The organism is Marinomonas foliarum, assembly GCF_016906065.1.
Classification (GTDB): domain Bacteria; phylum Pseudomonadota; class Gammaproteobacteria; order Pseudomonadales; family Marinomonadaceae; genus Marinomonas; species Marinomonas foliarum.
The window spans coordinates 2,700,048-2,723,857 of sequence record NZ_CP070273.1 but is presented as its reverse complement, the minus strand read 5'-3'; the positions used below and the strand labels follow the sequence as shown (position 1 = coordinate 2,723,857).

General features: G+C 43.6%; 23 protein-coding genes and 1 pseudogene. 13 read left to right on the top strand and 11 right to left on the bottom strand.

What is annotated here, in order from left to right:
• The first annotated feature begins 55 nt into the window (after nucleotides 1–55).
• A complete protein-coding gene (locus JSY38_RS12630) occupies nucleotides 56–652 on the top strand; it encodes a TetR/AcrR family transcriptional regulator (protein ID WP_205113489.1) in 597 nt (198 codons plus the stop codon).
• A 60-nt stretch (nucleotides 653–712) separates the two neighbouring features.
• A pseudogene (locus JSY38_RS12625) lies at nucleotides 713–1,068 on the top strand (alpha-hydroxy acid oxidase).
• A 191-nt stretch (nucleotides 1,069–1,259) separates the two neighbouring features.
• Here JSY38_RS12625 and JSY38_RS12620 read toward each other — a convergent pair.
• Nucleotides 1,260–2,081 (bottom strand): hypothetical protein, encoded by an 822-nt coding sequence (locus JSY38_RS12620; protein ID WP_205113488.1) that lies wholly within the window; start codon nucleotides 2,079–2,081, stop codon nucleotides 1,260–1,262.
• Between the two features lie 140 nt (nucleotides 2,082–2,221).
• Between JSY38_RS12620 and JSY38_RS12615 the strand changes: the two genes are divergently transcribed.
• Complete coding sequence (locus tag JSY38_RS12615) at nucleotides 2,222–2,575, top strand: type II toxin-antitoxin system RelE/ParE family toxin (protein ID WP_205113487.1); 354 nt, start codon at nucleotides 2,222–2,224, stop codon at nucleotides 2,573–2,575.
• Entirely contained in the window at nucleotides 2,568–2,843 is a 276-nt protein-coding gene (locus JSY38_RS12610; protein WP_114411226.1) for a helix-turn-helix domain-containing protein, read from the top strand. Before JSY38_RS12615 ends, JSY38_RS12610 begins: the two co-directional genes overlap by 8 nt.
• Before the next feature lie 107 nt (nucleotides 2,844–2,950).
• Here JSY38_RS12610 and JSY38_RS12605 read toward each other — a convergent pair whose 3' ends face one another.
• The 6 genes from JSY38_RS12605 to JSY38_RS12580 all read right to left on the bottom strand — a co-directional run bounded on the left by JSY38_RS12605 (nucleotide 2,951) and on the right by JSY38_RS12580 (nucleotide 10,156).
• A complete protein-coding gene (locus JSY38_RS12605; protein ID WP_205113486.1) occupies nucleotides 2,951–4,660 on the bottom strand; it encodes an L-rhamnose mutarotase in 1,710 nt (569 codons plus the stop codon).
• Complete coding sequence (locus tag JSY38_RS12600) at nucleotides 4,657–5,676, bottom strand: ABC transporter permease (RefSeq protein ID WP_205113485.1); 1,020 nt, start codon at nucleotides 5,674–5,676, stop codon at nucleotides 4,657–4,659. The genes JSY38_RS12605 and JSY38_RS12600 overlap by 4 nt, the downstream gene beginning before the upstream one ends.
• 8 nt (nucleotides 5,677–5,684) lie before the next feature.
• A complete protein-coding gene (locus JSY38_RS12595; protein WP_205113484.1) occupies nucleotides 5,685–6,683 on the bottom strand; it encodes an ABC transporter permease in 999 nt (332 codons plus the stop codon).
• Nucleotides 6,677–8,176 carry a sugar ABC transporter ATP-binding protein gene (locus tag JSY38_RS12590; RefSeq protein ID WP_205113483.1) on the bottom strand — a complete coding sequence of 500 codons (1,500 nt, stop codon included), beginning with the start codon at nucleotides 8,174–8,176 and terminating at the stop codon, nucleotides 6,677–6,679. Before JSY38_RS12590 ends, JSY38_RS12595 begins: the two co-directional genes overlap by 7 nt.
• A gap of 139 nt (nucleotides 8,177–8,315) precedes the next feature.
• Complete coding sequence (gene rhaS, locus JSY38_RS12585) at nucleotides 8,316–9,311, bottom strand: rhamnose ABC transporter substrate-binding protein (protein WP_205113482.1); 996 nt, start codon at nucleotides 9,309–9,311, stop codon at nucleotides 8,316–8,318.
• A gap of 62 nt (nucleotides 9,312–9,373) precedes the next feature.
• Nucleotides 9,374–10,156, bottom strand: coding sequence for a DeoR/GlpR family DNA-binding transcription regulator (locus tag JSY38_RS12580; protein ID WP_169459278.1), 783 nt, complete (start codon nucleotides 10,154–10,156; stop codon nucleotides 9,374–9,376).
• Between the two features lie 239 nt (nucleotides 10,157–10,395).
• On the opposite strand from JSY38_RS12580, the gene JSY38_RS12575 reads away from it, so the two are divergent.
• The 6 genes from JSY38_RS12575 (at nucleotide 10,396) to JSY38_RS12550 (ending at nucleotide 18,024) form a co-directional block, all read left to right on the top strand.
• A complete protein-coding gene (locus tag JSY38_RS12575) occupies nucleotides 10,396–12,486 on the top strand; it encodes a bifunctional rhamnulose-1-phosphate aldolase/short-chain dehydrogenase (RefSeq protein WP_205113481.1) in 2,091 nt (696 codons plus the stop codon).
• 38 nt (nucleotides 12,487–12,524) lie between these two features.
• Complete coding sequence (gene rhaI / locus JSY38_RS12570; RefSeq protein WP_205113480.1) at nucleotides 12,525–13,817, top strand: L-rhamnose catabolism isomerase; 1,293 nt, start codon at nucleotides 12,525–12,527, stop codon at nucleotides 13,815–13,817.
• Between the two features lie 216 nt (nucleotides 13,818–14,033).
• Entirely contained in the window at nucleotides 14,034–15,152 is a 1,119-nt protein-coding gene (gene bglB / locus JSY38_RS12565; RefSeq protein WP_205113479.1) for a beta-galactosidase BglB, read from the top strand.
• Between the two features lie 66 nt (nucleotides 15,153–15,218).
• On the top strand, nucleotides 15,219–16,205 hold the full coding sequence (locus JSY38_RS12560) for a TRAP transporter substrate-binding protein (protein WP_205113478.1): 987 nt from the start codon (nucleotides 15,219–15,221) through the stop codon (nucleotides 16,203–16,205).
• Nucleotides 16,205–16,723 carry a TRAP transporter small permease gene (locus tag JSY38_RS12555; protein WP_205113477.1) on the top strand — a complete coding sequence of 173 codons (519 nt, stop codon included), beginning with the start codon at nucleotides 16,205–16,207 and terminating at the stop codon, nucleotides 16,721–16,723. The genes JSY38_RS12560 and JSY38_RS12555 overlap by 1 nt, the downstream gene beginning before the upstream one ends.
• A gap of 2 nt (nucleotides 16,724–16,725) precedes the next feature.
• Entirely contained in the window at nucleotides 16,726–18,024 is a 1,299-nt protein-coding gene (locus JSY38_RS12550) for a TRAP transporter large permease (protein ID WP_205113476.1), read from the top strand.
• A 116-nt stretch (nucleotides 18,025–18,140) separates the two neighbouring features.
• Here the strand turns inward: JSY38_RS12550 and JSY38_RS12545 are convergent, their stop codons facing one another.
• Nucleotides 18,141–18,776: an RpiB/LacA/LacB family sugar-phosphate isomerase gene (locus tag JSY38_RS12545; protein WP_114411239.1), complete on the bottom strand. Its 636-nt coding sequence runs from the start codon at nucleotides 18,774–18,776 to the stop codon at nucleotides 18,141–18,143.
• Nucleotides 18,777–19,050: 274 nt separating this feature from the next.
• Between JSY38_RS12545 and kduD the strand changes: the two genes are divergently transcribed.
• Both kduD and kdgR read left to right on the top strand, forming a co-directional pair.
• On the top strand, nucleotides 19,051–19,800 hold the full coding sequence (gene kduD / locus JSY38_RS12540) for a 2-dehydro-3-deoxy-D-gluconate 5-dehydrogenase KduD (protein ID WP_114411240.1): 750 nt from the start codon (nucleotides 19,051–19,053) through the stop codon (nucleotides 19,798–19,800).
• An 88-nt stretch (nucleotides 19,801–19,888) separates the two neighbouring features.
• Nucleotides 19,889–20,671: a DNA-binding transcriptional regulator KdgR gene (gene kdgR / locus JSY38_RS12535; protein WP_205113475.1), complete on the top strand. Its 783-nt coding sequence runs from the start codon at nucleotides 19,889–19,891 to the stop codon at nucleotides 20,669–20,671.
• Between the two features lie 75 nt (nucleotides 20,672–20,746).
• Here the strand turns inward: kdgR and JSY38_RS12530 are convergent, their stop codons facing one another.
• Nucleotides 20,747–21,724, bottom strand: coding sequence for a hypothetical protein (locus JSY38_RS12530; RefSeq protein ID WP_205113474.1), 978 nt, complete (start codon nucleotides 21,722–21,724; stop codon nucleotides 20,747–20,749).
• Nucleotides 21,725–21,871: 147 nt separating this feature from the next.
• Here JSY38_RS12530 and JSY38_RS12525 point away from each other — a divergent pair, with 147 nt between their 5' ends.
• Nucleotides 21,872–22,336: an Lrp/AsnC family transcriptional regulator gene (locus tag JSY38_RS12525; RefSeq protein WP_114411243.1), complete on the top strand. Its 465-nt coding sequence runs from the start codon at nucleotides 21,872–21,874 to the stop codon at nucleotides 22,334–22,336.
• Between the two features lies 1 nt (nucleotide 22,337).
• Here JSY38_RS12525 and JSY38_RS12520 read toward each other — a convergent pair whose 3' ends face one another.
• Together JSY38_RS12520 and JSY38_RS12515 are read right to left on the bottom strand one after the other, a co-directional pair.
• Nucleotides 22,338–23,342: an asparaginase gene (locus JSY38_RS12520; protein ID WP_205113473.1), complete on the bottom strand. Its 1,005-nt coding sequence runs from the start codon at nucleotides 23,340–23,342 to the stop codon at nucleotides 22,338–22,340.
• A gap of 88 nt (nucleotides 23,343–23,430) precedes the next feature.
• A complete protein-coding gene (locus tag JSY38_RS12515) occupies nucleotides 23,431–23,751 on the bottom strand; it encodes an antibiotic biosynthesis monooxygenase (RefSeq protein WP_114411245.1) in 321 nt (106 codons plus the stop codon).
• Nucleotides 23,752–23,810: the final 59 nt, after the last annotated feature.

Sequence of the window (23,810 nt, the reverse complement as noted above, 5' to 3'; positions counted from 1 at the left end):
TTATTGTCAACAATTACATAATAAACACTATGAAATTTTTTTGGATAAATTGGATATGAAAAAAGTGGGTAGACCCCTCTCATTTGATAGAGATAAAGCGCTTAAAAAGGCGATGCTGACATTTTGGCAAAGTGGCTATGAGACAACGTCTATTACAGATTTAACCACTGCCATGGGGATTACTGCACCAAGTCTATATACGGCTTTTGGTGACAAAAAACAGCTCTTTTTGGAGGCGATTCGTCTTTACGTCTATGCAGATCCTGATGTGATAAACCAAATGAACAATGCGCCAACAGCAAAAGATGCTGCATGGTTATTAATGCAGCATTCGGCTGACTTGTTTACCAATGAAAATACGCCACCAGGTTGTTTAATGGCGAGCTCGACCGCTAGCGGATCAGCTAATTCTGAAGACGTGCGTAGTTACGTTGCAGACATCCGCAATGACATGCGCCTTAATTTGAAATTGCGGATTGATCAAGATATTGAAAAAGTGTTATTGCCAAGCGATACATCCGCAGATGCTCTTGCTGATTTAGTTTTTGCTATTATCCAAGGTATGTCTGTTCTTGCCCGCGATGGAGTCAAACAAAACAGTTTGATTTTACTATGTAAGCAAGCTTTGAAGGCATGGCCTGAAAATCACTGATAGCAAAAATACGGCGAGCAAATAGTTTGAGGTCAGATGAAGTAGTATCCACCAGATGTTTTGCTTAAAGCCCTAGAAATTGGCTTCACTAGCGTGGTCATTTCCAATCATGGCGGACGCCAACTTGATGGTTCCCGCAGCTCCTTTGATCAGCTCGCAGAAATTGTGGTTGAGGTGGGCGATGAAATAGACGTCATCTTCGACAGCGGGGAACTCACGTGCTCAAAGCTTTATCTCTTGGCGCCAAAGACGTCGGCATCGGCCGCATGCACTTGTATCCACTCGCCACCGCTGGACAACCCGGTGTAGAGCGCGCACTCGGATTAATGAAAGCCGAACTCGAACGAGACATGAAACTCATGGGCAAAACATCAATTGATCAACTGACGAGAGAAAACTTACGGTTTCGGGCTTAGCCTCGAATATATTGGTTAAACGAATGGCGTTTCGCATCAAAAGGCCATTCGTATTCAAACCTAGTGATATAATTAGAGTATTCAGAAAAAACCTATTTAGAATACCAAGTACAAGACAGAGAGATATAGCTGGTACGCACATACGATGTATGGAAAATGTCTACTATGTCTCAATAGCTATCAAGCTCGTTTCATGGTTGTGTGCTCTTAAAATTAGCAAGAGCTATTAAAGCCTGTCTTTTTGAGTCAGCTATCTGTTTATCTGCTTCTCTAAAAAAAATCCTCTTATCAATAACTGTATCATATGCGCTCTCATGTTTTTCAGCCTTTCTGTAGCATTCATGCATATACTGGAAAGCTATATTCTGACAAATAATCATAAGGCTATTTAAAGAGCTCCAATGTTCTCTTCTCCTTTCAAGGCCTAGAATTTTCTTTTCATGAAAGTGTAGAGTAAAAATCTGTGTAATAATTTCAACTTTTTCATGTATTTTCTCACCTTCCCAATTCGATATTGCTGTAGTTGTTCCAGCCATACCCTCATTAATAAAAAGTGTTGACCATCCCATATATAGCTCTTCATATTTTTCTCTTTCAAATTCTGTCTGTAAAAACTCTTTAGTATTGAGAAGGGATACAATATTTCCTAAACGATTTAAATGATGATAAGTAGTACTAGCCGACTCTGTCTTTATTTTCCAGTATTCCTCTATTCTATTGTCACGTTCTCTTCTAGCGCCACTGGATGCGAGATATAAAGATGTAACAACAGCCAAAAGTGTTCCTATAGCACTTAAAGACTCCCAAAATATTGAGCTATTCCCTAATTTTTTAATTATTTCCATAACTCGTAGTTGATCAATTATTAAAGAAGCGACAGCCATACCAAAAAAGAAAGCAACGGAAGCACAGATTAGATAAGAAATTTTAGTTTTCATTGGTGTTCCTTTACTAATATTTAGCCACTCATTAAGCAAAAATAAACTACTATAATCAATTAATAAAAACTTCATGACGTGTTCGCACCAGTTTCAAAATGAAGTGTTGTTGGTGGTTTTAATGTCAAAGTTACAACTTCCTCAATCACCATAAAGTTGACACTAAAGTGAACACTTACCCTTGAAAAAGTTCACTTTAGTGTTAACATTCAAGCATGGGGAATATAAATTTTTACATCATGGAAGATGGCAAGTCCCCAGTAGCAGAATTTCTAGATTCGCTTTCTAGCAAACAAGCACAGAAAGTTGCTTGGGTACTCCAATTAGTTGAAGAACTTGATGCAGTGACGTCCACTTACCTTAAAAAATTGGTTAATACCGATAACATCTGGGAAGTGCGCATACAAGTTGGCGGTAACATATTTCGTTTATTAGGTTTCTTTGATGGCGACAACTTGGTTGTCTTAAATCACGGCTTTCAAAAGAAAACTCAAAAAACACCACCAAGAGACATCAAAATTGCAGAGAGTCGTCGTCACGACTATTTAGCGAGGAAGAAACATGAGTGATTTAAAACAGTATTTAACAGACCGCAAAGCCGCCGATAAGGATTTTTCTGAAGGTTACGACGAGGGTTATCAGGCCTTTAAATTTGGTGTATTGCTCAAAGAAGCGCGCAAGAACGCAGGGTTAACACAAGATGAATTAGCATTGAAACTGCATACTCAAAAAAGCGCCATATCTCGCATTGAGAACCATTCGGATGATGTAAAGCTATCGACTCTTGAGCGTTTTGCTACCGCTCTGGGTAAAAAACTCGAAATCCGTTTGGTGTAACTTTTCCATCTACAAAACGATAGAAAACCACTAACAACACCTAATAAATTGTTCTTGTCAGTATCAGAACAAGACTTTGTTAATGGTTTTTTAATTTGAATATAAGCCTACAACTCCCCCACTAAATCCCGCCATTGCTGACGATAAAGATTAAGCAAAGGTTTTATGTTTGCATCACACAGGGCGAGGCTGAGGCGGCCTTTTAGCTTTAAGCTTTTGTTCGAAAGCAAGGCCGCGCCGCCGGAGGTGCCGGTAACATCCCGAGAGGCGTAAATTTCGTTTTGACTACGCATGCAGGCCAATAAGGTGAGGAAATTAACATTATTGCTAAATGCGCCTTCGACGATAACGGTGTCGCTGCTGTCCATCAGATCCAGACAATAATCCGTCATCAAAGCCACGTACACATCCGCCAAAGCAGACTGCTGAGCAGGCGTTAATTCAATGCCTCGGTCAATAATGCGACCTTCACAATGAGCAAATGGCCCGCCACCTTTGGCAAAGGCAGGAATAGCCAAAATACCGTTTTCTAAAATGAAGTTCACATCGTTTAAGGTAGCTTTGCTGTCGCTGCGCAGTTGCTCCCACTCACGCCCGCCCATAAAGCGAATCGTCGGTGTAGCGCGGCCAAGAGCGTCCACATTGGCGAGCATGTCTTTGTCTTCTTGTAGCGAATCCAGCTTACCGTTAATGGTGGCGATGACCGTCCAAGTACCGCTAGACACGACGGTGAGCTTTTCCATCGGTTGCCCGATATACGGCACCAACGAAGCGTTGGAATCATGTATACCGTTGAAGATAACGCAACTCGCTGGCAAGCCCGTTTCTTTGGCTAAGCCTGGCAAAATAGTGCCAAGTTTCGCGCCGGTTTCCATCACTTCTGGAAAACGCTCCGCCCACTTTTGTTGTTCGCAAAAAGTAGAGAACTGGCAGCTGGTCGGATTCCATAGATCGGTGTGGCAACCTAATGAGGTCACTTCTGCTGCCTTGTTGCCACTGAGCTTATAACCCCAAAATTGCGGATATAAGAGTAACGAATCGACCTCGGCGAACTCATCTGCAAAACGTTCTTGTTGCCAAAACAATTGCGTTCCAAGGTTCAAGCCTTGCGGCAATCTCGGGCTAAAAGACTCACTAAAGTCTGGGCGTGCAGCGTCGTATTCTTCTTTTAACTCAGACACACCATCGTATTCATAATCCAGAATCGGCAAGGCAAGTTGGTCGCCCTTCATGCAGGCAATGGTTGCCCCATGTGTCGTAATCGCAATGCTGGCAATAAAATAGCGCTGGGCTAAATCGGCAAGGGTGCCTTTGATCCATTGCCATATTGAATCCACATCCACATGTGGATATGGCGGCGCGTCAACGACGCCATTAACACGTTTTTCAATATGCAATAACGCGCCAGTTTGCCCATCCATCAGGCAGATCTTAATGTTGGTTTTACCAATGTCTAACACCGCTACCACGCGTGTTTTATCAGGTTGCAACACATTAAAGCGAAACACTTCTTGCAACGCGTCAGCGACAGGTTCAAACGATGGGGTTTTGGTTTCCATGATGTCCGCCATGTATTCCCACCAACGCTGCATAACGGGATGGTCAGCTAGCGCTTTAGAGTCCAGATCATCCGCATCAAAGGTGGCATACAATCGGTTTGAGTTTTGGTTACTCTCATTAGCATCCAAATGAATATAATAATTGCGGATACCATGTTGCTTAAGGTGCTCAGCAAGCTCTGGCCAGAGTTCATCATGACGTTTCTTGTATTCTTCTTCACAGCCTTTGTGTAAATACATTACTGAGGCATATCTCATAACGCTTTTGCCTCTTTTCGTTTTAGGGAAGTTTTATACATAGTAATCAGTACGGGTAAGCTCACAACAGTGATTAACATCACGCCAACGATAATCGTCATGACGATGCCTGGAATATTTAACAGCCCCATACCAAAGGTGACCAAGCCCATTAGGATCACCGCCAACACCACGCCAGCAATAGTGCCGCTGCCGCCCAGAATGCTCACACCCCCTAGAACCACCATGGTAATAATGCTGAGTTCCCAACCCATGGCGATACTTGGACGTGTGCTGCCCAAACGTGAAGTAAGCAAAATAGAGGCAACACCAGACATCACACCAACCAAGGTAAACAGGATCAAACGATGCTTATCCACCTTGATCCCCGAATAATAAGATGCCGTCGGGTTATTACCAATCGCATAGGTGTAACGACCAAACGTAGTGCGATGCAGCAACCAATAAAACACCAAAGCAAAGAAAGCAAATAGAACCAGTTCAAACGAGAACACCCAATAAACATACCCCTGCCCAAAGAACTCGAAGCCATCTGGATAGTCACGTACAACTTGGTCGCCCAACAAGATATAGCTAATACCACGAAATAAACTCATGGTACCGATTGTCACCACAATGGAGGGAATCTTGAAACGCGTCACCAAGACGCCATTAAACAGACCGCAAGCCGCACCCGCCAAAATACCAACAAATGCGACCGCATAAACGGGTGCGCCCATTTGTGCGACTAACCCCATCAAGGTACTGGAAAGCGAAATAATCGCCGCCACAGAAATATCAATTTCTTTGGCAATAATCAGCATCGCCATCGGCAAAGCAATTAAGGCTTTTTCGGTAAAGTTAAAGGTCGCATCCGATAGATTCCAAGGGTCTAAAAAGTAAGGGGATAAATAAGAATTCATCACGCACACTAAAAAGACGATTAAGACCAAAAAACTTTCCCAGCGTAGCAAGCCCTGTAGTTTGCTGGTAAACATTGAATCCGGCGTTGCTGATTTTTTTATTGTTGTATCCATATGCGCCTCTAATTAACTCGTATTTCGTCATTTTCATTGGGGGTACGTAAGATAATCCGCGCCTTATCTTTGCCTGATGTTGCATTGGCAATAACGGCGATAATAATGACCAAACCTGAAATCGCCATTTGCCAAAACGGTGAGACACCAATAATTGGCAAGGCGTTATTCACCACGCCGATAAACAAGGCGCCAATCACGCAGCCCACCACAGAGCCCAAACCGCCAACGATACTCACACCACCAATCACGCACGCCGCGATTACTTGCAGTTCAAAGCCATTGGCTACATCCACATAGGCAACCGCAAAGCGCGATACCCACAAATATCCACATAAACCAGATAAGGTACCCGACACTAAAAAAGCATAAAACTGGACCTTACCCACGTTTACACCGGAGTAAAATGCGGCCATTGGGTTGCCGCCTGCCGAATAAAAGTTACGTCCCCAAACACTGAACTTCATTGCCCAGAAAAATAAGATAATGGCAGCGACGGCCATCCAGCCAAGCACAGGCATGGATAAAATTTCATAGCGGGGTAAGCCTATAAAAGACTCGCTCATTTGGTGAGAATTCACCCACGCACCGTCTGATAATAGAAACGTCGCGCCACGATAAATACTCATAGTACCAAGGGTAATAACAATAGAAGGCACTTTTAATAGCCAAACAAATAAGCCATTAATCGCCCCTAACAAGGCACCAATAAACAGCGATAAAAATATCAGTAATGCCATAGGAAGTTCTGGAAAATATTGATTCACCATGGCGACAAACATGCCAGTAAATGCCACGTTGGCCGCCACAGACAAATCAATGCAACGGGTTAGAATCACCAACATCTGCCCCAGAGCTAGCATGATCAGAATTGAAGTGTCATTAAAAATACTGACACTGTTCGATAGACTAATAAAATCAGGACTGATCACTCCAACACCAAAAAACATCGCCAGTACAATGATACTGAGCACGCCTTCACGGGAGTAAATTAAACGTTTTAACATGCCACACTGCCTCCCGTCGCAAGTGAAACCACCTTCTCTGGTGTCGCGTCAGCCCGAGATAATTCCCCGACAATTAGGCCTTCGTTCATCACCAATATACGATCTGACATACCAAGAATTTCTGGTAACTCCGACGACACCATGATCACAGACAAGCCTGAATCCACCAGCTCAGACATAAACTCATGCACCGCCGCTTTCGACCCTATATCGATGCCTTTAGTCGGCTCGTCCAAGATGATGACTTTAGGGTTAGTGGCGAGCCATTTGGCGATAACGACTTTTTGCTGATTGCCTCCTGAGAGGTTCATCACCTTCTCATCCCAACAAGACGCTTTCACTTGCAAGCGCTCACAATATTGGCGAGCCAGTGCCATTTCGCCTTCTTGGTCGATTTGCCCGTGCTTCGCTAAACGTTCCATCTGCGGCAAGCTAACGTTTTGATAAATAGGCAATTCCAACACGATACCTTGTTTCTGACGCTCTTCTGGCACATACACAATGCCGTTATCGATAGCCTCTTTGGGTGAGTGAATAATCACTTCTTTACCATTCATTTTGACAGAGCCAGTTACATGATCCGTGGTGCCGAACAAAGCTTGCATCACTTCCGTTCGGCCCGAACCTACCAAACCATAAACACCAAGGATCTCGCCTTTTTTCAAACTAAAACTGATATCAGCAAATTCTGTTGTGTGACATAAGTGACTGACTTCTAAAAGTGTTTCGCCAATTTCAACGTCTTTTTTGGGGTACGTTGCTTCGATGCTACGCGCCACCATCATTTCCACCAACTGTGCTTCATTGGTGTCTTTGATAAAACCTTCCCCCACAAAAGAACCATCACGGAACACGGTATAGCGATCCGCCAAGGTAAAAATCTCATCAAATTTGTGGGTTATAAAAAGAATCGCTTTGCCTTGATCTCTTAAAGTATTTACCAATTCATAAAGTTCATGAATTTCATGATGAGATAAAGCCGCTGTTGGCTCATCTAAAATCACTACTTTGGCATCAACAGACAAAGCGCGAGCGATACCGACCATGTGTTTTTGGCCAATACTTAATTCGCGTAAGATTTGATTAGGATTCATGTGAGCATTGATTGATGACAGAATTTCTTGTGACCTCGCCTCCATCGCAGGCCAATCAATGGAAAAGCGTTTAGTCAGCGGATAGTTCCCTAGAAAAATGTTTTCCGCCACCGTCAGATCATCAAACAACACGGTTTCTTGATGAATCGCAGTGATGCCTAAAGCATGAGAATCGTGAGGGGAATGAAACTGCACAGACTTGCCGTTAAAAATAATTTCCCCACCATCCGGCTGATAAATGCCAGTCATGGTTTTTACTAGAGTCGATTTACCTGCGCCGTTTTCACCGATCAAAGCGGTCACTTGGCCGGGATAAAGGTGAAGATCGACACCATCCAGTGCTTTCACACCGGGGAAAACTTTACTCACCTTTTTTAGACTAAAAATTGCATTGTTCATAACGGCTGCTCTTATTGTTATTCATTATGAAATTATTGAACGAGTAAAACCCCACCCCCTTCCCTTCATAAGGGGAGGGAACAAAAACTCTTAGCTCCTCCCCCTGATAAGGGGGAGGCTGGGAGGGGGTCAATAGCTACTAGAAAATAGAAGAGAATTCATCAACGTTTGAAGCATCGTAGATAAAGGGCTTCGCCATTGCGCCGTCACCATTTTTATCTACTTCAAGCGTGCCCATGCGACCCATTGGAATCTCGGTTTTCGTACCTTTGCCTTTTACAAGGTTGTACGCCAGCATGGTTGCTGAATAACCAAGATCGATTGGGTTCCAAATAGCAAAGCTATGAATGGCACCACTGTGCACATGACCCGCTAATTCAGAAGGAAGCCCCAAACCTGTCACATACACTTTGCCCGTTAAGCCCATGTCGCTCACGGCTTGCGCTGCGGCCAAAATACCGACAGTCGTTGGTGCCACAATAACATCTAGATCAGGGTGGTTTTTGATTAAGGCGGTAGCTTCACGGAAACTCTTATCCGCCAAGTCATCACCGTAAACCGTATCGACAAGTTTTAGGTTAGGGAATTTGCTAAGGGATTTTTTCATCTCACCAATCCAAATATTTTGGTTGGTCGAGGTTGGCGTTGCGCTCAGAATGGCAAAAGTACCAGATTTTTTGCCTTTGGCTTTAATAGCGTCAGCAGCAAGCTGCACATTCATTTCGCCAATCAGACTATTACTAGAAGGGTTTAAATGAACTTGGCGACCTTCTTTGCCAACACCAGAGTCCCAAGAAATGACTTTAATGCCACGCTGTTGGGCTTTTTTCAAGGAAGGAACCAAGGCATCCGCATCGTTTGCAGATACCGCAATCGCATCAACACGCTGCGCGATCAGCGAGTTGATGATTTCAATCTGACCTTCAGCTGTGGTCGAAGTTGGCCCAGTGTAGATAATCTCCACATCGCCTAACTCTTTTTTAGCTTCTTCTGCACCGCGGTACGCCGCTTCGAAAAAGCCAATACCTAATGCTTTCACTAACAACGCCACTCGAACCTGATCCGCTGCATACGTACCAGAAGCAAATAAAGTTGCAGAAGCCAACACACATGCCGTGATGAGTTTGTTTTTCATAATTATCTCCAAGAGCGCGCTCATCGTCACACAACAAGAAGTTGTCGTATCCGAGACGCGGTTTATTGTTTTTGTTTTTCTACTATGATCAATCGACACCCTGCCGCTTTGATCACTTCTTTACTCTTGTTATCTATTCCATCGTCCGTGATGACGATATCTATCTGTGAAAGAGGACAAATGATCATACTTGATCGGTTTTGAAATTTTGTACTATCAACCAAAAGCACCCGCTGATCTGCTCGATTTATCAATTTCATTACCGCTTGTACGATTTGTGGATCTGTCTCCATCACACCGTGAGAATTAATGCCATATGCACCAATAAAAAGAACATCAGCGTACGTGTGGTTGGAAATATCATCTGGGAACGGACTCAAAATTATGTTCTGTTCCCGATGGATTTTTCCGCTCGGCACGGTCACGCTGCACTTACTCTTTTTAATCAATTGATCAGCAATAGAAAACGAATTAGTCAGCACTTGCAGCTTTAAGCCACGCATAAACTCAGACATAGCCGCTGTCGTTGTGCCGCCGCTGATCATTATTGACATATTGTCCGATAATAAATCCACCGCCGCTTTCGCAATACAACGCTTTATGTCCATGTTAATCGTTTGACTAACCGAGTAAGGCCTTCCCAATAAGCTCACATCAGAAGGAGGATTAATGGCTTCCGCCCCACCTCGCACCCGACGCAGTTTCTTTTGCTTGTCTAAAAAGCTGATGTCTCTTCGAACTGTTGCTTCTGAAGCGCCTAACACGTCGGCTAGGTGCGCTACCGTCACAATCGGTCGAGCTTCAACTTCAGACAAGATCACTCTATGCCTTTCAATTTCGTGCATCGATTAAATCCTCGATAATCAATATAATTAATTTTCAATCATTATCAAGCACTATTGATCATAAAAACACATAAAAAGATAAAAAATGCTTGAAAATGATTATTTTTGTTTTAACATGAAATCTATCAATCATTCTAACCCGCTGATTGTTCATAACAAAAATAAAATTTAAGTCTTTGATAAATGGCCATAAAACAGAGTTTTAGGCTGTTAAATAAGACAAAACTTGAGGTTAAACGATGTCTACTAATTTACTCCCCAATCTTTGGAACGATGCTGAAGCGGCTCTTCTAAGCGAACCAGAATTATTGCAATACCGATCAAACTTGCTTGGTTCTGACATGCGCGTGACCAACTACGGTGGCGGCAATACCTCAGCAAAAATCGAAATGAACGACACGCTTACTGGAGAAAAGACCACTGTATTGTGGGTAAAAGGTTCTGGCGGCGACATTGGCTCTATGGGGTTAGATGGCTTTTCAACACTTTATATGGATAGGCTAAACCAGCTTTTACCTCTTTATCGCGGGCTTGAGTTTGAAGATGAGATGGTCGCTTACCTTCCGCATTGTACTTACAACCTAAACTCCCGCGCCGCCAGTATAGATACACCACTTCATGCGTATTTACCGTACCTTCATGTGGATCACCTTCACCCAGATGCCGTGATTGCTATTGCGGCAAGCAAAAACAGCAAACAACTGACAGAAGACATTTTCAACGGCGAGATTGGCTGGCTTCCTTGGCGCCGTCCGGGTTTTCAGTTGGGCATGGATTTACACAAAATCGCTACCGAAAACCCACACCTAAAAGGTGTCGTCCTTGAAAGTCACGGCCTGTTTACTTGGTCGAATGGCAACAAAGATTGCTACCTAAACTCGCTGAACATTATTAACAAAGCACAGACTTGGTTAGAACAACAAAGCGCTGGCAAAGCCGCCTTTGGTGGCGAGCTATTTAAGACTCTGCCTAATGACAAACGCCAACAAGTGGTTTCTAGCTTAATGCCATTGATTCGTGGCAAAACCAGCGAAAAACAACGTCAAATAGGGCACTTTAATGCCTCCGACGAAGTGTTGCAGTTCGTCAATTCGAAAGACTTAGACCGTCTTGCCAAGCTTGGCACCTCTTGCCCAGACCATTTCTTACGCACGAAAATTCGTCCATTTGTGGTGGCTTATGATCCACAAAAAGACAACCTAGACGAAGTCATTGAATCACTGGATAAAAGCCTTGCTGATTACCGTGAAGATTACGCGGGCTATTACAACCGTTGTAAACGCGATAACAGCCCAGCTATGCGCGATCCAAACCCAGTCATCTATTTGATTCCAGGCGTTGGCATGTTGTCGTTCGCAAAAGACAAAGCCACGGCACGAATCGCTGGCGAGTTCTATGTTAATGCGATTAATGTCATGCGTGGCGCAGACAGCGTGAGCGAATACGTTGGCTTGCCAGAACAAGAAGCCTTCGACATCGAATATTGGCTACTGGAAGAAGCCAAACTGCAACGTATGCCAAAACCAAAATCCTTAGCAGGCCATATCGCTTTGGTGACGGGTGCAGCTGGTGGTATTGGTCTTGCCACGGCTAAACGTCTAGCCAAAGAAGGTGCCAACATAGTACTGATGGACATAGATGAAGACGCTCTGAAGACGGCACAAGCAGACATCATCGGCGAGTTTGGGAAAGATTCCGCGTCTAGCATCAAGATGGATGTGACCAACGAAGACGATGTGATCCGTGCAGTGAAACATTGCGCTGTCGCCTTTGGTGGTTTGGACATTGTTGTCTCCAATGCAGGCATCGCCTCTTCCGCACCATTAGAAGAAACGTCTCTTGCCCTATGGAATAAAAACCAAAGCATCTTATCTACAGGTTACTTCTTAGTTGCTCGCGAAGCCTTTAGTCTGTTAAAACAACAGGATATGGGCGGCAACATGGTATTCATCGCCAGTAAAAATGGTTTGGTTGCCAGTGCAAACGCCAGCGCCTATTGCGTAGCAAAAGCGTCTGAGATTCAACTTGCGCGCTGCGTTGCACTAGAAGGTGCACCACTTGGTATTCGTTCAAACGTAGTTAACCCGGACGCAGTGTTGCGTGGTTCAAAAATTTGGACTGGTAAATGGAAAGAAGAAAGAGCCAGCGCTTACAAACTATCGACCGATGATTTAGAAGAACATTATCGCCAACGCAGTATGCTGAAGCTGAATGTTTTCCCTGAAGACATCGCCGAGGCCATTTACTTCTTTGCGTCTGACGCGTCGTCTAAATCGACAGGTAATATTCTGAATGTTGATGCGGGGCATGCGCCATCGTTTACTCGCTAGTTCGGTGAAAAGAACCTAAAAATAAAAAAGGATTCATCATGAAACAGCTCATTGATCAAAACTTGCTGCAAGAACACAACACCAAGCAGGAAGCCGCCGTCACAAGTGATTACAACGCGCTGGCGGAAAAACTGGATCGCTCCGGCATCAAAATCGACACTATTTTAGAGCAAGCTAAGCAATTTACCGTCGCTGTTCCATCTTGGGGAGTAGGCACAGGTGGCACGCGCTTCGCTCGCTTCCCAGGCTTAGGCGAACCACGCAATATTTTCGAAAAACTGGATGATTGTTCTGTTATTCAATTGCTATCACAAGCTACACCGGCGGTGTCTCTACATATTCCTTGGGATCGCCCAAAAGATCCAAACGAACTTCGCCAGTATGCCGAACAATACGGCCTGCATTTTGACGCGATGAATTCCAATACTTTCCAAGATCAAATTGGTCAGGAAGAGTCGTACAAATTCGGTAGTTTGACCCATACGGATAAAGCCGTACGCGAACAAGCCATTGCTCACAATATCGATGTCGTCGAACTTGGCCAAAAGCTAGGTTCAAAAGCACTTACTGTGTGGGTGGGTGATGGCTCAAACTTCCCAGGCCAACAACACTTTAAAAACAGCTTCACGCACTATTTAGAAAGCATTAAAGAGGTTTACAAAAGCCTACCAGACGACTGGAACATGCTGTTGGAACACAAAATCTTTGAGCCGGCGTTTTACTCTACTGTGATTCAAGATTGGGGCAGTAACTACCTTGCAGCAAAAGAAACGGGCGAGCGCTGTATGTCATTGGTGGATTTGGGACACCACGCACCGAACGTCAATATTGAAATGATCGTTAGCCGTCTTGCGCAATTCGGCAAGCTTGGCGGATTCCACTTTAACGACAGTAAATACGGTGATGACGATTTAGACAGCGGCTCTATCAATCCTTATCAGCTGTTCTTGATCTTCAACGAGCTAACAGACATTCGAGCGCAAGATCCTGCGTACAGCCCATTCTACATGCTGGATCAATCACACAATGTGACAGATCCTGTAGAAAGCTTAATGTACAGCGCTGCGGAAGTGCAGCGCGCTTTCGTGAAAAGCTTATTAGTAGATCGCAAAGCCTTAACTCAATACCAAGAAGCAAACGACCCAATGATGGCGCAGGCCAGCTTAAAGCAAGCCTATAACCTGGACGTTGAGCCAATCTTACAAATGGCCCGTTTACAAGCAGGTGGTGCCATCGATCCAGTGAGCTGTTACCGAGCGAGTGGCTACCGTGCTGCCGTTGCCAAATCTCGACCTGCAGACCCGAATAAAACAGGCTCAGGGATTGTGTAACTAACGGACAAAAGCGCACACGAAATAGAGTAGCTATCAGAAAATATAGTCTTTCGTAGAGGCTATATTTTTTTAACTATTTTAATTTTAGAAACAATGTTTCATTAAAAATATTTATTTGAAAATATAAATTTAGATATTCATTTCAAATAGAAATATTGTGATTTATATTAAACAAGACATGAAGCCAATCCAAAAATAACAAAGGGATTAAAAATGCATGAATTACTAAGAGAAAAGAAGCATGTTGTTTCACGCGATCAAGTCGTCGAAGCAATCGATCTTTTAACTCAAAATCTCATTAATATTGAAGACACTACCGGTGACTTTCTGCTACGCCTTGAAGACGGTCGAGTGATCGACACCAAAGGTTGGGCAGGCTGGGAATGGACTCATGGCATTGGCTTATATGGTTTATTCAAATATTGGCAAATCACCAACAACCCAGACACGCTAAAAATTATTCACGATTGGTTTGAACAACGCCTGAGTGAAGGCACGCCAACTAAAAACATCAACACGGTTGCACCTTTTTTAACACTGGCTTGTTTGCATGAACGTACGCCAAAAGAGTCTTGGCAGCCGTATTTGGAAGAATGGGCAGAATGGGTCATGTACGAAATGCCCCGCGTGCAAGAAGGCGGTCTTCAGCACACCGTTTATAACAGCGTAAACCACAACCAAATGTGGGACGACACCTTAATGATGAGCGTCCTGCCGCTCGCCAAAATAGGCAAATTACTTAATAAACCCGACTATGTAGAAGAAGCAAAATACCAATTTTTGACTCATATCCAATACCTAATGGATTCAAAAAGCGGCCTTTGGTTTCACGGCTGGACGTTCGAAGGTAACCACAACTTTGCCGATGCTTTATGGGCTCGCGGTAATAGCTGGGTCACCATTGTGATTCCTGAATTTATTGAATTATTGGATTTGGCTGAAAACGATCCGATTCGCCGCTTCTTGTTATCTACTTTAGAACGCCAAGTCAAAGCCTTGAGCGAACTACAACACAGCGATGGCCTCTGGCACACCTTGTTAGACGATAGCAGCACTTACCTAGAAGCGTCCGCCTCCGCGGGATTCGCCTATGGCATTTTAAAAGCCGTACGCAAACGCTATCTCTCTAGTGACTATTTACCTATTGCGGAAAAAGCCATCAAAGCGGTCTATGGCAACATTGACGCGCAAGGCGAACTGCAAAACACCTCTTTTGGTACCGCCATGGGTGACGATTTAGAGTATTACAAAAACATCAAAATCACCTCTATGCCTTATGGACAAGCCATGGCGATTTTATGTCTTAGCGAATATTTGCGTCGCTATATCTAGCTGAGGTTAAAGGAAACTCAGCTATCAATTTCTTAGATCAACAATAAACATAAAAAGGATAAGAAAATGAAAACCAAATTATTTACCACAGCACTTACCCTAATTAGCTTAGGGCTAGCGTCGGCATCCGCTTACGCAGAGAACTTACGTTTTGGCTACGCTAGTAACGCGACACCAACCGTAGAAGCGATGAAGAAATTTGCCGAATTAGTAGATCAGAAAACAAAAGGCGATGTCACTGTCACCTTTTTCCCTGACAGCCAATTAGGTGGCGAACGTGAAATGGTCGAGTTACTACAAGCTGGCCTGCTAGACATGACAAAAGTCAGTGGCGGCCTAATGGAAAGTTTTGCTCCTGTGTATGGTGTCTTTTCCATGCCTTACTTATTTGATAGCCAAGAGCATTTCTACAATGTGATGGATAACTCCAAAATCACCACACCGATTTATGAGTCATCGAAAGGCGAAGGTATTTTGGGCCTAACCTATTACGACAGTGGTGCTCGTAGCTTCTATACCTCAGAAAAAATCATTCGTAATGTGGATGATCTGAAAGGTCTCAAAATCCGTGTAATGCAAAGCCCAACATCTATCAAGATGGTAAAAATGCTGGGTGGCTCGCCTATCGCGATGGGCCAAGCTGACGTCTATTCGTCAATTCAGCAAGGCGTATTAGATGGCGCGGAGAACAATGAGTTTGCCCTAACGATTGCTCGTCATGCCGAAGTCGCGAAACACTATTCTTATGACGTACATTCTCGTGTGCCAGATATTGTGTTGATCTCGAAAGCAACCATGGATCGCTTAACACCAGACCAGCGTACAGCAGTTGAAGAAGCGGCAAAAGAGTCTACTGAGTTCCAAAAGAAAGCCTGGACAAAAGCCGTTAACGACGCAAAAACCATGAGCGAAGAAAAATTCGGTGTGACCTTTTATTACCCAGATGTTAGCGAGTTTCAAGCGGCCGTTCAGCCAATGTATGAAGAGCTAAAATCAGATCCAGAAAAATATAAGGTTTATCAGGCAATCCGCCAGCAAGCGGAGTCAAAATAATGCCAAAAATAAGACGTTTCCTAGACATCTGTCTAGGGACAACGTGTTCTTTCTTACTCCTTAGTATGGTCGTGATACTTAGCTGGCAGGTAATCAGCCGTTATGTATTCAACGACCCTTCGACTTACACCGAAGAGTTACTAAGGTTAGGATTGGTCTGGTTGTCTCTATTAGGAGCGGCTTATTCTGCTGGCCGCGGTTCTCATATGGCCATTGATCTACTGCGCGATATTTCGCGCGGTAGATTTCAAAAACTCCTTAAGATGTTAGTCCCTATCAGCTTTATTATTTTCAGCATTTACGTACTGATTCTGGGCGGTTTACACAGCATGCAAATCGCTTCGAAACAACTCACCGCTGTACTGCAAATGCCGATGTCGAGTTTTTACGCGGCTTTACCCGTCTGCGGAGTATTGCTGATTTTGTACGCTATTTTGAATTTGATTGATGTATTAAAAGAACCAATGAATACCAAGACTGGCTCTGATATCGATCAACCACTAAGCATGGGAGAATAAACATGGCGGGTGAAGCGAGCCTTGTGCTCATTATTACGTTTTCTATCCTGTCTCTTTTAGGGTTACCACTGGCTATTTCCTTGGTTGCCTCGTCATTAGCCGCTGTCACCATGATGGTGCCTGTGGACATGGCACTCTTTACTTCTGCCCAAAAAATGGTGGCGAGCTTAGACAGTTTTTCTCTGTTAGCCGTACCGTTTTTCATTCTCTCTGGTGTCATTATGAACTCCGGCGGCATTGCCATTCGCTTGGTTAACTTCGCAAAACTCATGGCTGGACGTATTCCAGGCTCTTTAGCGCAAACTAACATCGCGGGTAACGTATTATTTGGCTGTATTTCTGGCTCGGCCATTGCGGCGTCTACTTCAATTGGTAGCGTTATGGTGCCGATTCAAGCCAAAGAAGGCTATGACAGATCCTTTGCCGCAGCAGTGAATATCGCCTCAGCCCCAACGGGCATGTTGGTGCCACCCACCACAGCCTTTATCATTTACTCGTTAATTTCTGGTGGCACTTCTGTCGCTGCTTTGTTCTTGGGTGGCGCTGTAGCAGGTGTTATTTGGGCGCTGGGCTTGGTGCTAGTCACCGTTATTATTGCCAAAAAACGCAAATACCCATTGTCAGATCGAGTGCCTTTTAAAGAAGCCGTTAAGATAACTCTTGATGCCATTCCTAGCTTATTCCTCATCGTGTTTATTATTGGTGGGATTGTTATGGGCGTGGTGACGCCAGTAGAAGCCTCTGGTATTGCGGTCATTTACACCATGATTTTGGCATTCTTCATCCATAAAACCACACCGCTTCGCGCTTTGCCTAAGTTCCTAATCGAAACATCGCACATTACTGGCACCATCATGTTGCTTTTAGCAGCATCTGCCACCTTGTCATTTGCCATGGCATTCACTGGTATTCCGGCAGCGATATCGGCTTTGATCCTAGGGATTTCTAACGACCCGATCATGGTTATGCTGATCATCAATATCTTATTACTGGTAATAGGCTGCTTTATGGATATTGGGCCGGCGATTTTGATCTTCACACCAATTTTATTACCAATTGCCATGAAAGTTGGCTACGATCCTGTGCACTTCGGCGTTGTCATGGTGTTCAACCTTGCCATCGGCACTATCACACCGCCTGTTGGTACCGGCTTATTCGTCGGGGCTACCGTTGCCAAGGTAAAAGTCGAAAAAGTCATTGTCGCGCTCGCCCCCTTCTACTTTGTTCTGTTCAGCTTACTCGCGCTGATCTCTTACGTTCCAGTCATCACCCTATTCTTGCCATCCTTCTTCGGTCTATGAGGTTATTGACTAAACAACTCGATTAAAAATTATTTGGGACAAAAAGGTGGGAAATAATAAAGGCGCTTCATTGCTGAAGCGCCTTTATTTTTGAAGGCTAGCGAATACTGCTTAGATTAAATCAGTGAACGTACGTAAGCTTCGATCTCTGGGTTTTGGTTGTTATCAAAGAAACATTGCTGGAAGCGACTTCCTGCCACGGCAGTGCGAACCAATTCTTGATCCATCGCTTTTAACCCATCCAAATAGCTGTCTTTCATTGTCGCCGCTTTCACTTGATTAAGGATACCTGCATTCTTCACTTGCGGCTCTCTTCTCTCTACTGGATAGCCCTGCCCACGAGGACCTGAGAATGCTTTTTCGAAAATGTAGCGAGCATTCAATTCTGCCGCCCAACCAAATCCTTTAGCGAACGCCATAGCAATAGCATTGCCATTGTTGATTTGATTAAACAGAAACGCGTCAGATGGTTCTAAGCAATAGCCACATACCACGCCTGGATGAGCATTTAACGACATCATAGCGCCCTGTCCTGTGCCACAACCAGAAACCACAAAGTCCACTGAGTTTGAATTCAACAAAAGGCTAGCCATGATACCTAAGTGGATATAAGTCAGGTGATGATCGTTCTCGCCATCCATTCCGACATTAAATACATCATGATTAAATGGCTCTACAGCTGTATTGAGCTGCTCCAAAATCGTTGCGTTTTTACCCGCTTGGCTATTCTCCATCATTAATGCAATTTTCATCATTCTCTCCTAATTTTGTCTGAATAATTCTCAGCAATTATTGTTGTAGAGGCTACGGTGTCGCAGTCCTGAATTAATAAGTCATACCACTCAACTATACCAATAGAAAAACAATATTCAATATTTTTCACAATACAATAAAATAAAAATGAAATGATGTTTCAATAAAATAAAATTAACATTGTCATTTGAAAATTGTTCTTCTAGTATAGCTCTACAATATGAAAAACAGCCGCGATGCATGCTGCTATCACTATAATAAAGAGGAAGTACTATGTTCGATCTGACGGGTAAAGTAGCCATTGTCACTGGATGCAATACAGGTCTGGGACAAGGCATGGCACTAGCACTAGCCAATGCAGGCGCAGACATCGTTGGTGTTAATAGAAGCGACCCTGCAGAAACAATCGATTTGATCCAAAAAGCAGGTCGGAAATTTCACAACGTAAATGCAGACATGAGCAAGATGGACAGTGTTGATCATGTTATAAAAGAGGCCGTTGCCGCCTTTGGAAAAGTCGATATCCTTGTCAATAATGCTGGCATCATTCGTCGTAACGACGCATTAGATTTTACCGAAAAAGACTGGGATGAGGTCATGGATCTCAATATCAAATCACTCTTCTTCATGTGCCAAGGCTTTGCTAAACAAATTATTGCTCAGGGAACACCTGGTAATATTATTAACATCGCTTCTATGTTGTCTTACCAAGGTGGTATTCGAGTGCCTTCATACACCGCATCGAAAAGTGGCGTTATGGGCGTAACAAAATCACTCGCTAATGAATGGGCAAAACATGGCATCAATGTCAATGCCATCGCACCAGGCTACATGGCGACCAACAATACTGAAGCATTAAGAGCCAACGAAAGCAGGTCCGAAGAAATTTTAGGCAGAATCCCTGCTGCCCGCTGGGGAACACCAGAAGACATGGCCGGCCCTATCGTCTTTTTAGCATCTGAAGCCTCTCGTTATGTTCACGGCTATACCATTGCCGTCGATGGTGGTTGGCTTGCACGTTAACGTGCATTTATATGAGTTGGGGTGTTGTTAGATAAAAAAATGTCATATAGTAAATAGACAAAATCCCATTTCAAAAAAAATGAAACTTATGAATAACGAAGAAAACGCTCTACAAATTGAACCTGTTTCATCTGTAATGAAGATGTTCGCCATTATTACAGCTTTAGCTGAGCACAAGTCACTTGGTATTACCGAATTATCTCAAATAGTCATGAGCTCAAAGAGCACTGTCTATCGTTTCCTACAAACCATGAAAATGCTGGGATTTGTTTCCCAAGAAGGCGACGATGACCGTTATTGGCTAACGCTAAAATTATTTGAAGTCAGTTCAAAAGCATTAGAATACGTTGATCTGGTGTCCCTGACCGAGCCTTACATGGCTAGCATTGGCGAAAAGACAAAAGAAGCACTGCATTTAGGCGTACGTGATGGCGATAGTATTATCTATATCTACAAAGTCGATGCGCAATATAACTTACGAATGCAGTCACGTATCGGCGGGCGTAACCCGTTGTATTCAACCGCAATTGGTAAGGTGCTTTTGGCAGAACGCTCAGAGAGTGATATTAGACAAATCTTTGAAAAAGTAGACTTTATTCCATCCACTGCAAAGACTCATGTCTCTGTTGATTCGCTGTTAGAAGAGCTAAACGACGTGAAAAGCCAAGGCTATGGTGTCGATAATGAGGAACAAGAGGAAGGGCTACGTTGCATTGCTGCACCAATATACGACCGTCTTGGCAATGTTATAGCTGGGCTCAGCGTATCCTTTCCGACATTGCGCCACTCTAGCGAAAAGTTTGATCAATATGTTAGCTTGCTGCAAGATGCAGCAAGCAGTATTTCTGAGAAGCTAGGCTACAAAAAATAGCTTGTGAACATAATTAGAAAACGGATTAGGCGGATTTTATCCGCCTAATCCGCTAAACCTTATTACCCAGCTACTCTAACGACTAATTTTCTTATACAAATACTTACGGCATGTTCTTTCATCCATTCTCTTAAGCACAAAAACCAACACACTAATCACGGCCACTGAAAAAACAATTCGCCCCCAAAAGATCGTCATAAAGTCAGCGCCTATTAAAAGAACCAGCAAAGTATCTTCAATCAAGCTGTGCAATAAATTCAACAACATCATGGCGACGAAAATATCTCTGGGAGAAATATGACCTCGTTTTGCTTCGTTAATAAGCAAACCGCCACCAAATGACACCCCTAGCGTGATGCCAACAACCGTTAAGTTTGTTGCCTCCCGGCTGATCCCCAGCACAGACAAGATCGGCTTAAGTAACATCCCCATGAGCTTTTCAATGCCCAGTAATTTAAGCAAACGTAACAGTGTCATTAACGCGGCGATTACCACAAAAATCATCGCAAGGCTTTGTAGTTGATCAAGCGCCCAGGCCATATAGCTAGGGTCACTGGTTGGTGTATGTTTCCACACAGTGTGAGCAGTTGTGTTTAATAGATCTCCGCTTTGATAAATATGGTGAAGTATCCAACCCATTAATAAGCCACCACCCAGACGAATCACTAGTGTCGCAACAATACCTACTCCGGCTTTTTTAGCCACCGCAACCTCTACTGGCAATGAATGCGCGAGCAGCAATAACGTTCCTAAAATAGAGACTTGAGCGACGGTTAAGTCGGCATCCATACTCATAAAGACCACAAGCCCAGCGTACATATTGGTAACCAGTGTTGTTGCCCATACCAACCCCATTTCACTGGGCAAGCCAACCAAAGACATAACAGGACTCAGCCAGTGACTTAGCAGTTCTATACCACCAAACTCTTCAATAACCTTGATCACGATAATCATCGGAATCATGATTTTATAAAGCGTCCAAGTAACATCAATGATCTCTTTCCAGAGACCATTCCACAAAAGTCCAATCCAACGGGATATACGTTTATTCACTTCTCTTGCTCCAAACAATGTATGGATGAAGTCTATTGAGATAAGAAGAAATATGTTGATCAATTTAATAATTGATAACGTCTAATATTTTTAATATAAAAGCTATTAAGAAATTTCTAGTCGTATAACTATTGTTTTGAGAAATTTATGGAATTAGACAAAATAGACCGAAAAATCCTAGTCATCTTGCAACGAAATAATCGCATCGCAAATGTTGAACTGGCCGAAGAAGTAGGATTATCGCCACCAGCTTGCCATAAAAGGGTAAAACGCCTGAGAGATGACAACATCATCGTCGGTGACGTTGCTATTGTGAATCCCGAACTGAGCGGTAATAAATTGACTCTTCTAGTATCAGTAGAAATGGAGCGGGATCGAAAAGATGTGTACGACGCTTTTAAACGCGTCGTTAGCAAAGCGCCAGAAGTGAGACACTGCTACCAAATCACAGGCAGCTATGATTTTATGATGGTCGTCACTGTGCCAGATATCCAAGCTTTTGAAAGCTTTGTCGATAGAGTGCTTCACACCGAAGCCAACATCCGAAAATTCCAAACCTCGGTGTCGCTGCGAACGGTGAAATCCTCAACCGAGATTCATTTGAGCGAATAAATTACGCAGAGGTTGAGCAAACAACCTCACCTGTTTTGCGCTTTTCCCAATTTTTTAACGTAACAGAACGGTATTTCTGCATGATGTTATCCGCAACAAAAGATGTAATACCCACATGGTCCAATAATGCGGTCATGACGGACTCTGCAGCTCGAACAGCGCCATCATCACACTTTAGCGCTATCGCAAGCTTCAATTCTGGAATAGCTGCAATATAAACACCTTCAGCTCCTACTTTTAAAAAGACGCGCTTTTGTAGGATTCTCATCATATCGGTACAATAACGCGCCGTCCCAGCCACCATAAAAGGATACTCGACTACTGCGTCATATAAGGTTTTACAGGCTTTTTGGCGCTCTGTTGATAAGCTATCAGGGCTAGCAAACTTAGCAAATGCCAAAGCAAGGTTCGTTAGGGGCATCGCCCATGTAGGTGCGGAGCAACCATCGGGGGACCAAGGTGCTGTGCTGTAATCGTAGTCACACATATCCGCCATGGTATCGGCAATCTTCTGCTGCACAGGGTGATCAATGCCAATGTAACCTTCTGATGAAACACCAAGTAATTTCGCTAAGCCCAGCATACCCGCATGCTTGCCCGAGCAGTTATTATGCAGTTGATTTGGCTCTTTTCCTTCGCCTGCTAACACATAACCCGCTTCAACGCGCATTGGCCAATGACAACCACACTCAAAATCTGCTTCAGACGATGCCAATTTATCCAGCATACTTTGCACAGTTGCCACATGTTCCGGTTCACCATTATGAGACGCACAACAAATGGAAATTTCATCGTCACTGAACCCAAAACGTTCCGCCCCTCCCATCTCGATAAAAGCCAACGCCTGCATTGCTTTAATTGCACTGCGAGGGTAAACCAAGGCATCTACATCGCCCCAAGATTCAATGACTTCACCCATGCTTGAAACAATAACGGCTTTAATATTGTGCTCACTTTCAACAATACCGCCACGTGTTACTTGTACAGAAAGAGGTGAATGCTGCATCAAATTGCTCCTTTATCTAAAAATGGACTATTTATCCCAGAATAAATTGAAGGTGAAGAGATAACAACTTACCAAAATACCCTTTATATCACTCCGATGCGATAGTGGTTTGCAGATAGTCATCACAGACTTCAAGTTCATAAATCGTTTTTGACTGAACTAGGCAGCTGCGCATTTCATTACGTGCGCTTTGGTAAGCCCCATCGACAAGATCATTGATCTTGTCCCATTGATCTCGGCTTGGCCATTGAGCATAACCCACCAAAATATTGGCTTTATCTGACGTGTGCAGTCTTGAGCCATAGCTACCACAGTTTTTATAAATCGCTTTTGTGACGTCAAACCATGCAGCACGAAAAGACGTTTCCGTCCCTTCTTTGATTTCAAACTCATAAACAGCAATAAACATCCCTCTCTCCTTGATCGACTAAGCTTCATACAAAAGTAAACACAGCATAATCAATTTCT

Bases quoted from the DNA above. Each gene is read 5' to 3' on its own strand.
- JSY38_RS12630 (WP_205113489.1), top strand. From the start codon at position 56: ATGAAAAAAGTGGGTAGACCCCTCTCATTTGATAGAGATAAAGCGCTT.
- JSY38_RS12580 (WP_169459278.1), bottom strand. From the start codon at position 10,156: ATGCACGAAATTGAAAGGCATAGAGTGATCTTGTCTGAAGTTGAAGCT.
- bglB (WP_205113479.1), top strand. From the start codon at position 14,034: ATGCATGAATTACTAAGAGAAAAGAAGCATGTTGTTTCACGCGATCAA.
- JSY38_RS12520 (WP_205113473.1), bottom strand. From the start codon at position 23,342: ATGCAGCATTCACCTCTTTCTGTACAAGTAACACGTGGCGGTATTGTT.
- kduD (WP_114411240.1), top strand. From the start codon at position 19,051: ATGTTCGATCTGACGGGTAAAGTAGCCATTGTCACTGGATGCAATACA.
- JSY38_RS12525 (WP_114411243.1), top strand. From the start codon at position 21,872: ATGGAATTAGACAAAATAGACCGAAAAATCCTAGTCATCTTGCAACGA.
- kdgR (WP_205113475.1), top strand. From the start codon at position 19,889: ATGAATAACGAAGAAAACGCTCTACAAATTGAACCTGTTTCATCTGTA.
- JSY38_RS12610 (WP_114411226.1), top strand. From the start codon at position 2,568: ATGAGTGATTTAAAACAGTATTTAACAGACCGCAAAGCCGCCGATAAG.
- JSY38_RS12620 (WP_205113488.1), bottom strand. From the start codon at position 2,081: ATGAAGTTTTTATTAATTGATTATAGTAGTTTATTTTTGCTTAATGAG.
- JSY38_RS12600 (WP_205113485.1), bottom strand. From the start codon at position 5,676: ATGGATACAACAATAAAAAAATCAGCAACGCCGGATTCAATGTTTACC.
- JSY38_RS12550 (WP_205113476.1), top strand. From the start codon at position 16,726: ATGGCGGGTGAAGCGAGCCTTGTGCTCATTATTACGTTTTCTATCCTG.
- rhaS (WP_205113482.1), bottom strand. From the start codon at position 9,311: ATGAAAAACAAACTCATCACGGCATGTGTGTTGGCTTCTGCAACTTTA.
- JSY38_RS12590 (WP_205113483.1), bottom strand. From the start codon at position 8,176: ATGAACAATGCAATTTTTAGTCTAAAAAAGGTGAGTAAAGTTTTCCCC.
- JSY38_RS12615 (WP_205113487.1), top strand. From the start codon at position 2,222: ATGGGGAATATAAATTTTTACATCATGGAAGATGGCAAGTCCCCAGTA.
- JSY38_RS12605 (WP_205113486.1), bottom strand. From the start codon at position 4,660: ATGAGATATGCCTCAGTAATGTATTTACACAAAGGCTGTGAAGAAGAA.
- rhaI (WP_205113480.1), top strand. From the start codon at position 12,525: ATGAAACAGCTCATTGATCAAAACTTGCTGCAAGAACACAACACCAAG.
- JSY38_RS12595 (WP_205113484.1), bottom strand. From the start codon at position 6,683: ATGTTAAAACGTTTAATTTACTCCCGTGAAGGCGTGCTCAGTATCATT.
- JSY38_RS12545 (WP_114411239.1), bottom strand. From the start codon at position 18,776: ATGAAAATTGCATTAATGATGGAGAATAGCCAAGCGGGTAAAAACGCA.
- JSY38_RS12555 (WP_205113477.1), top strand. From the start codon at position 16,205: ATGCCAAAAATAAGACGTTTCCTAGACATCTGTCTAGGGACAACGTGT.
- JSY38_RS12515 (WP_114411245.1), bottom strand. From the start codon at position 23,751: ATGTTTATTGCTGTTTATGAGTTTGAAATCAAAGAAGGGACGGAAACG.
- JSY38_RS12560 (WP_205113478.1), top strand. From the start codon at position 15,219: ATGAAAACCAAATTATTTACCACAGCACTTACCCTAATTAGCTTAGGG.
- JSY38_RS12575 (WP_205113481.1), top strand. From the start codon at position 10,396: ATGTCTACTAATTTACTCCCCAATCTTTGGAACGATGCTGAAGCGGCT.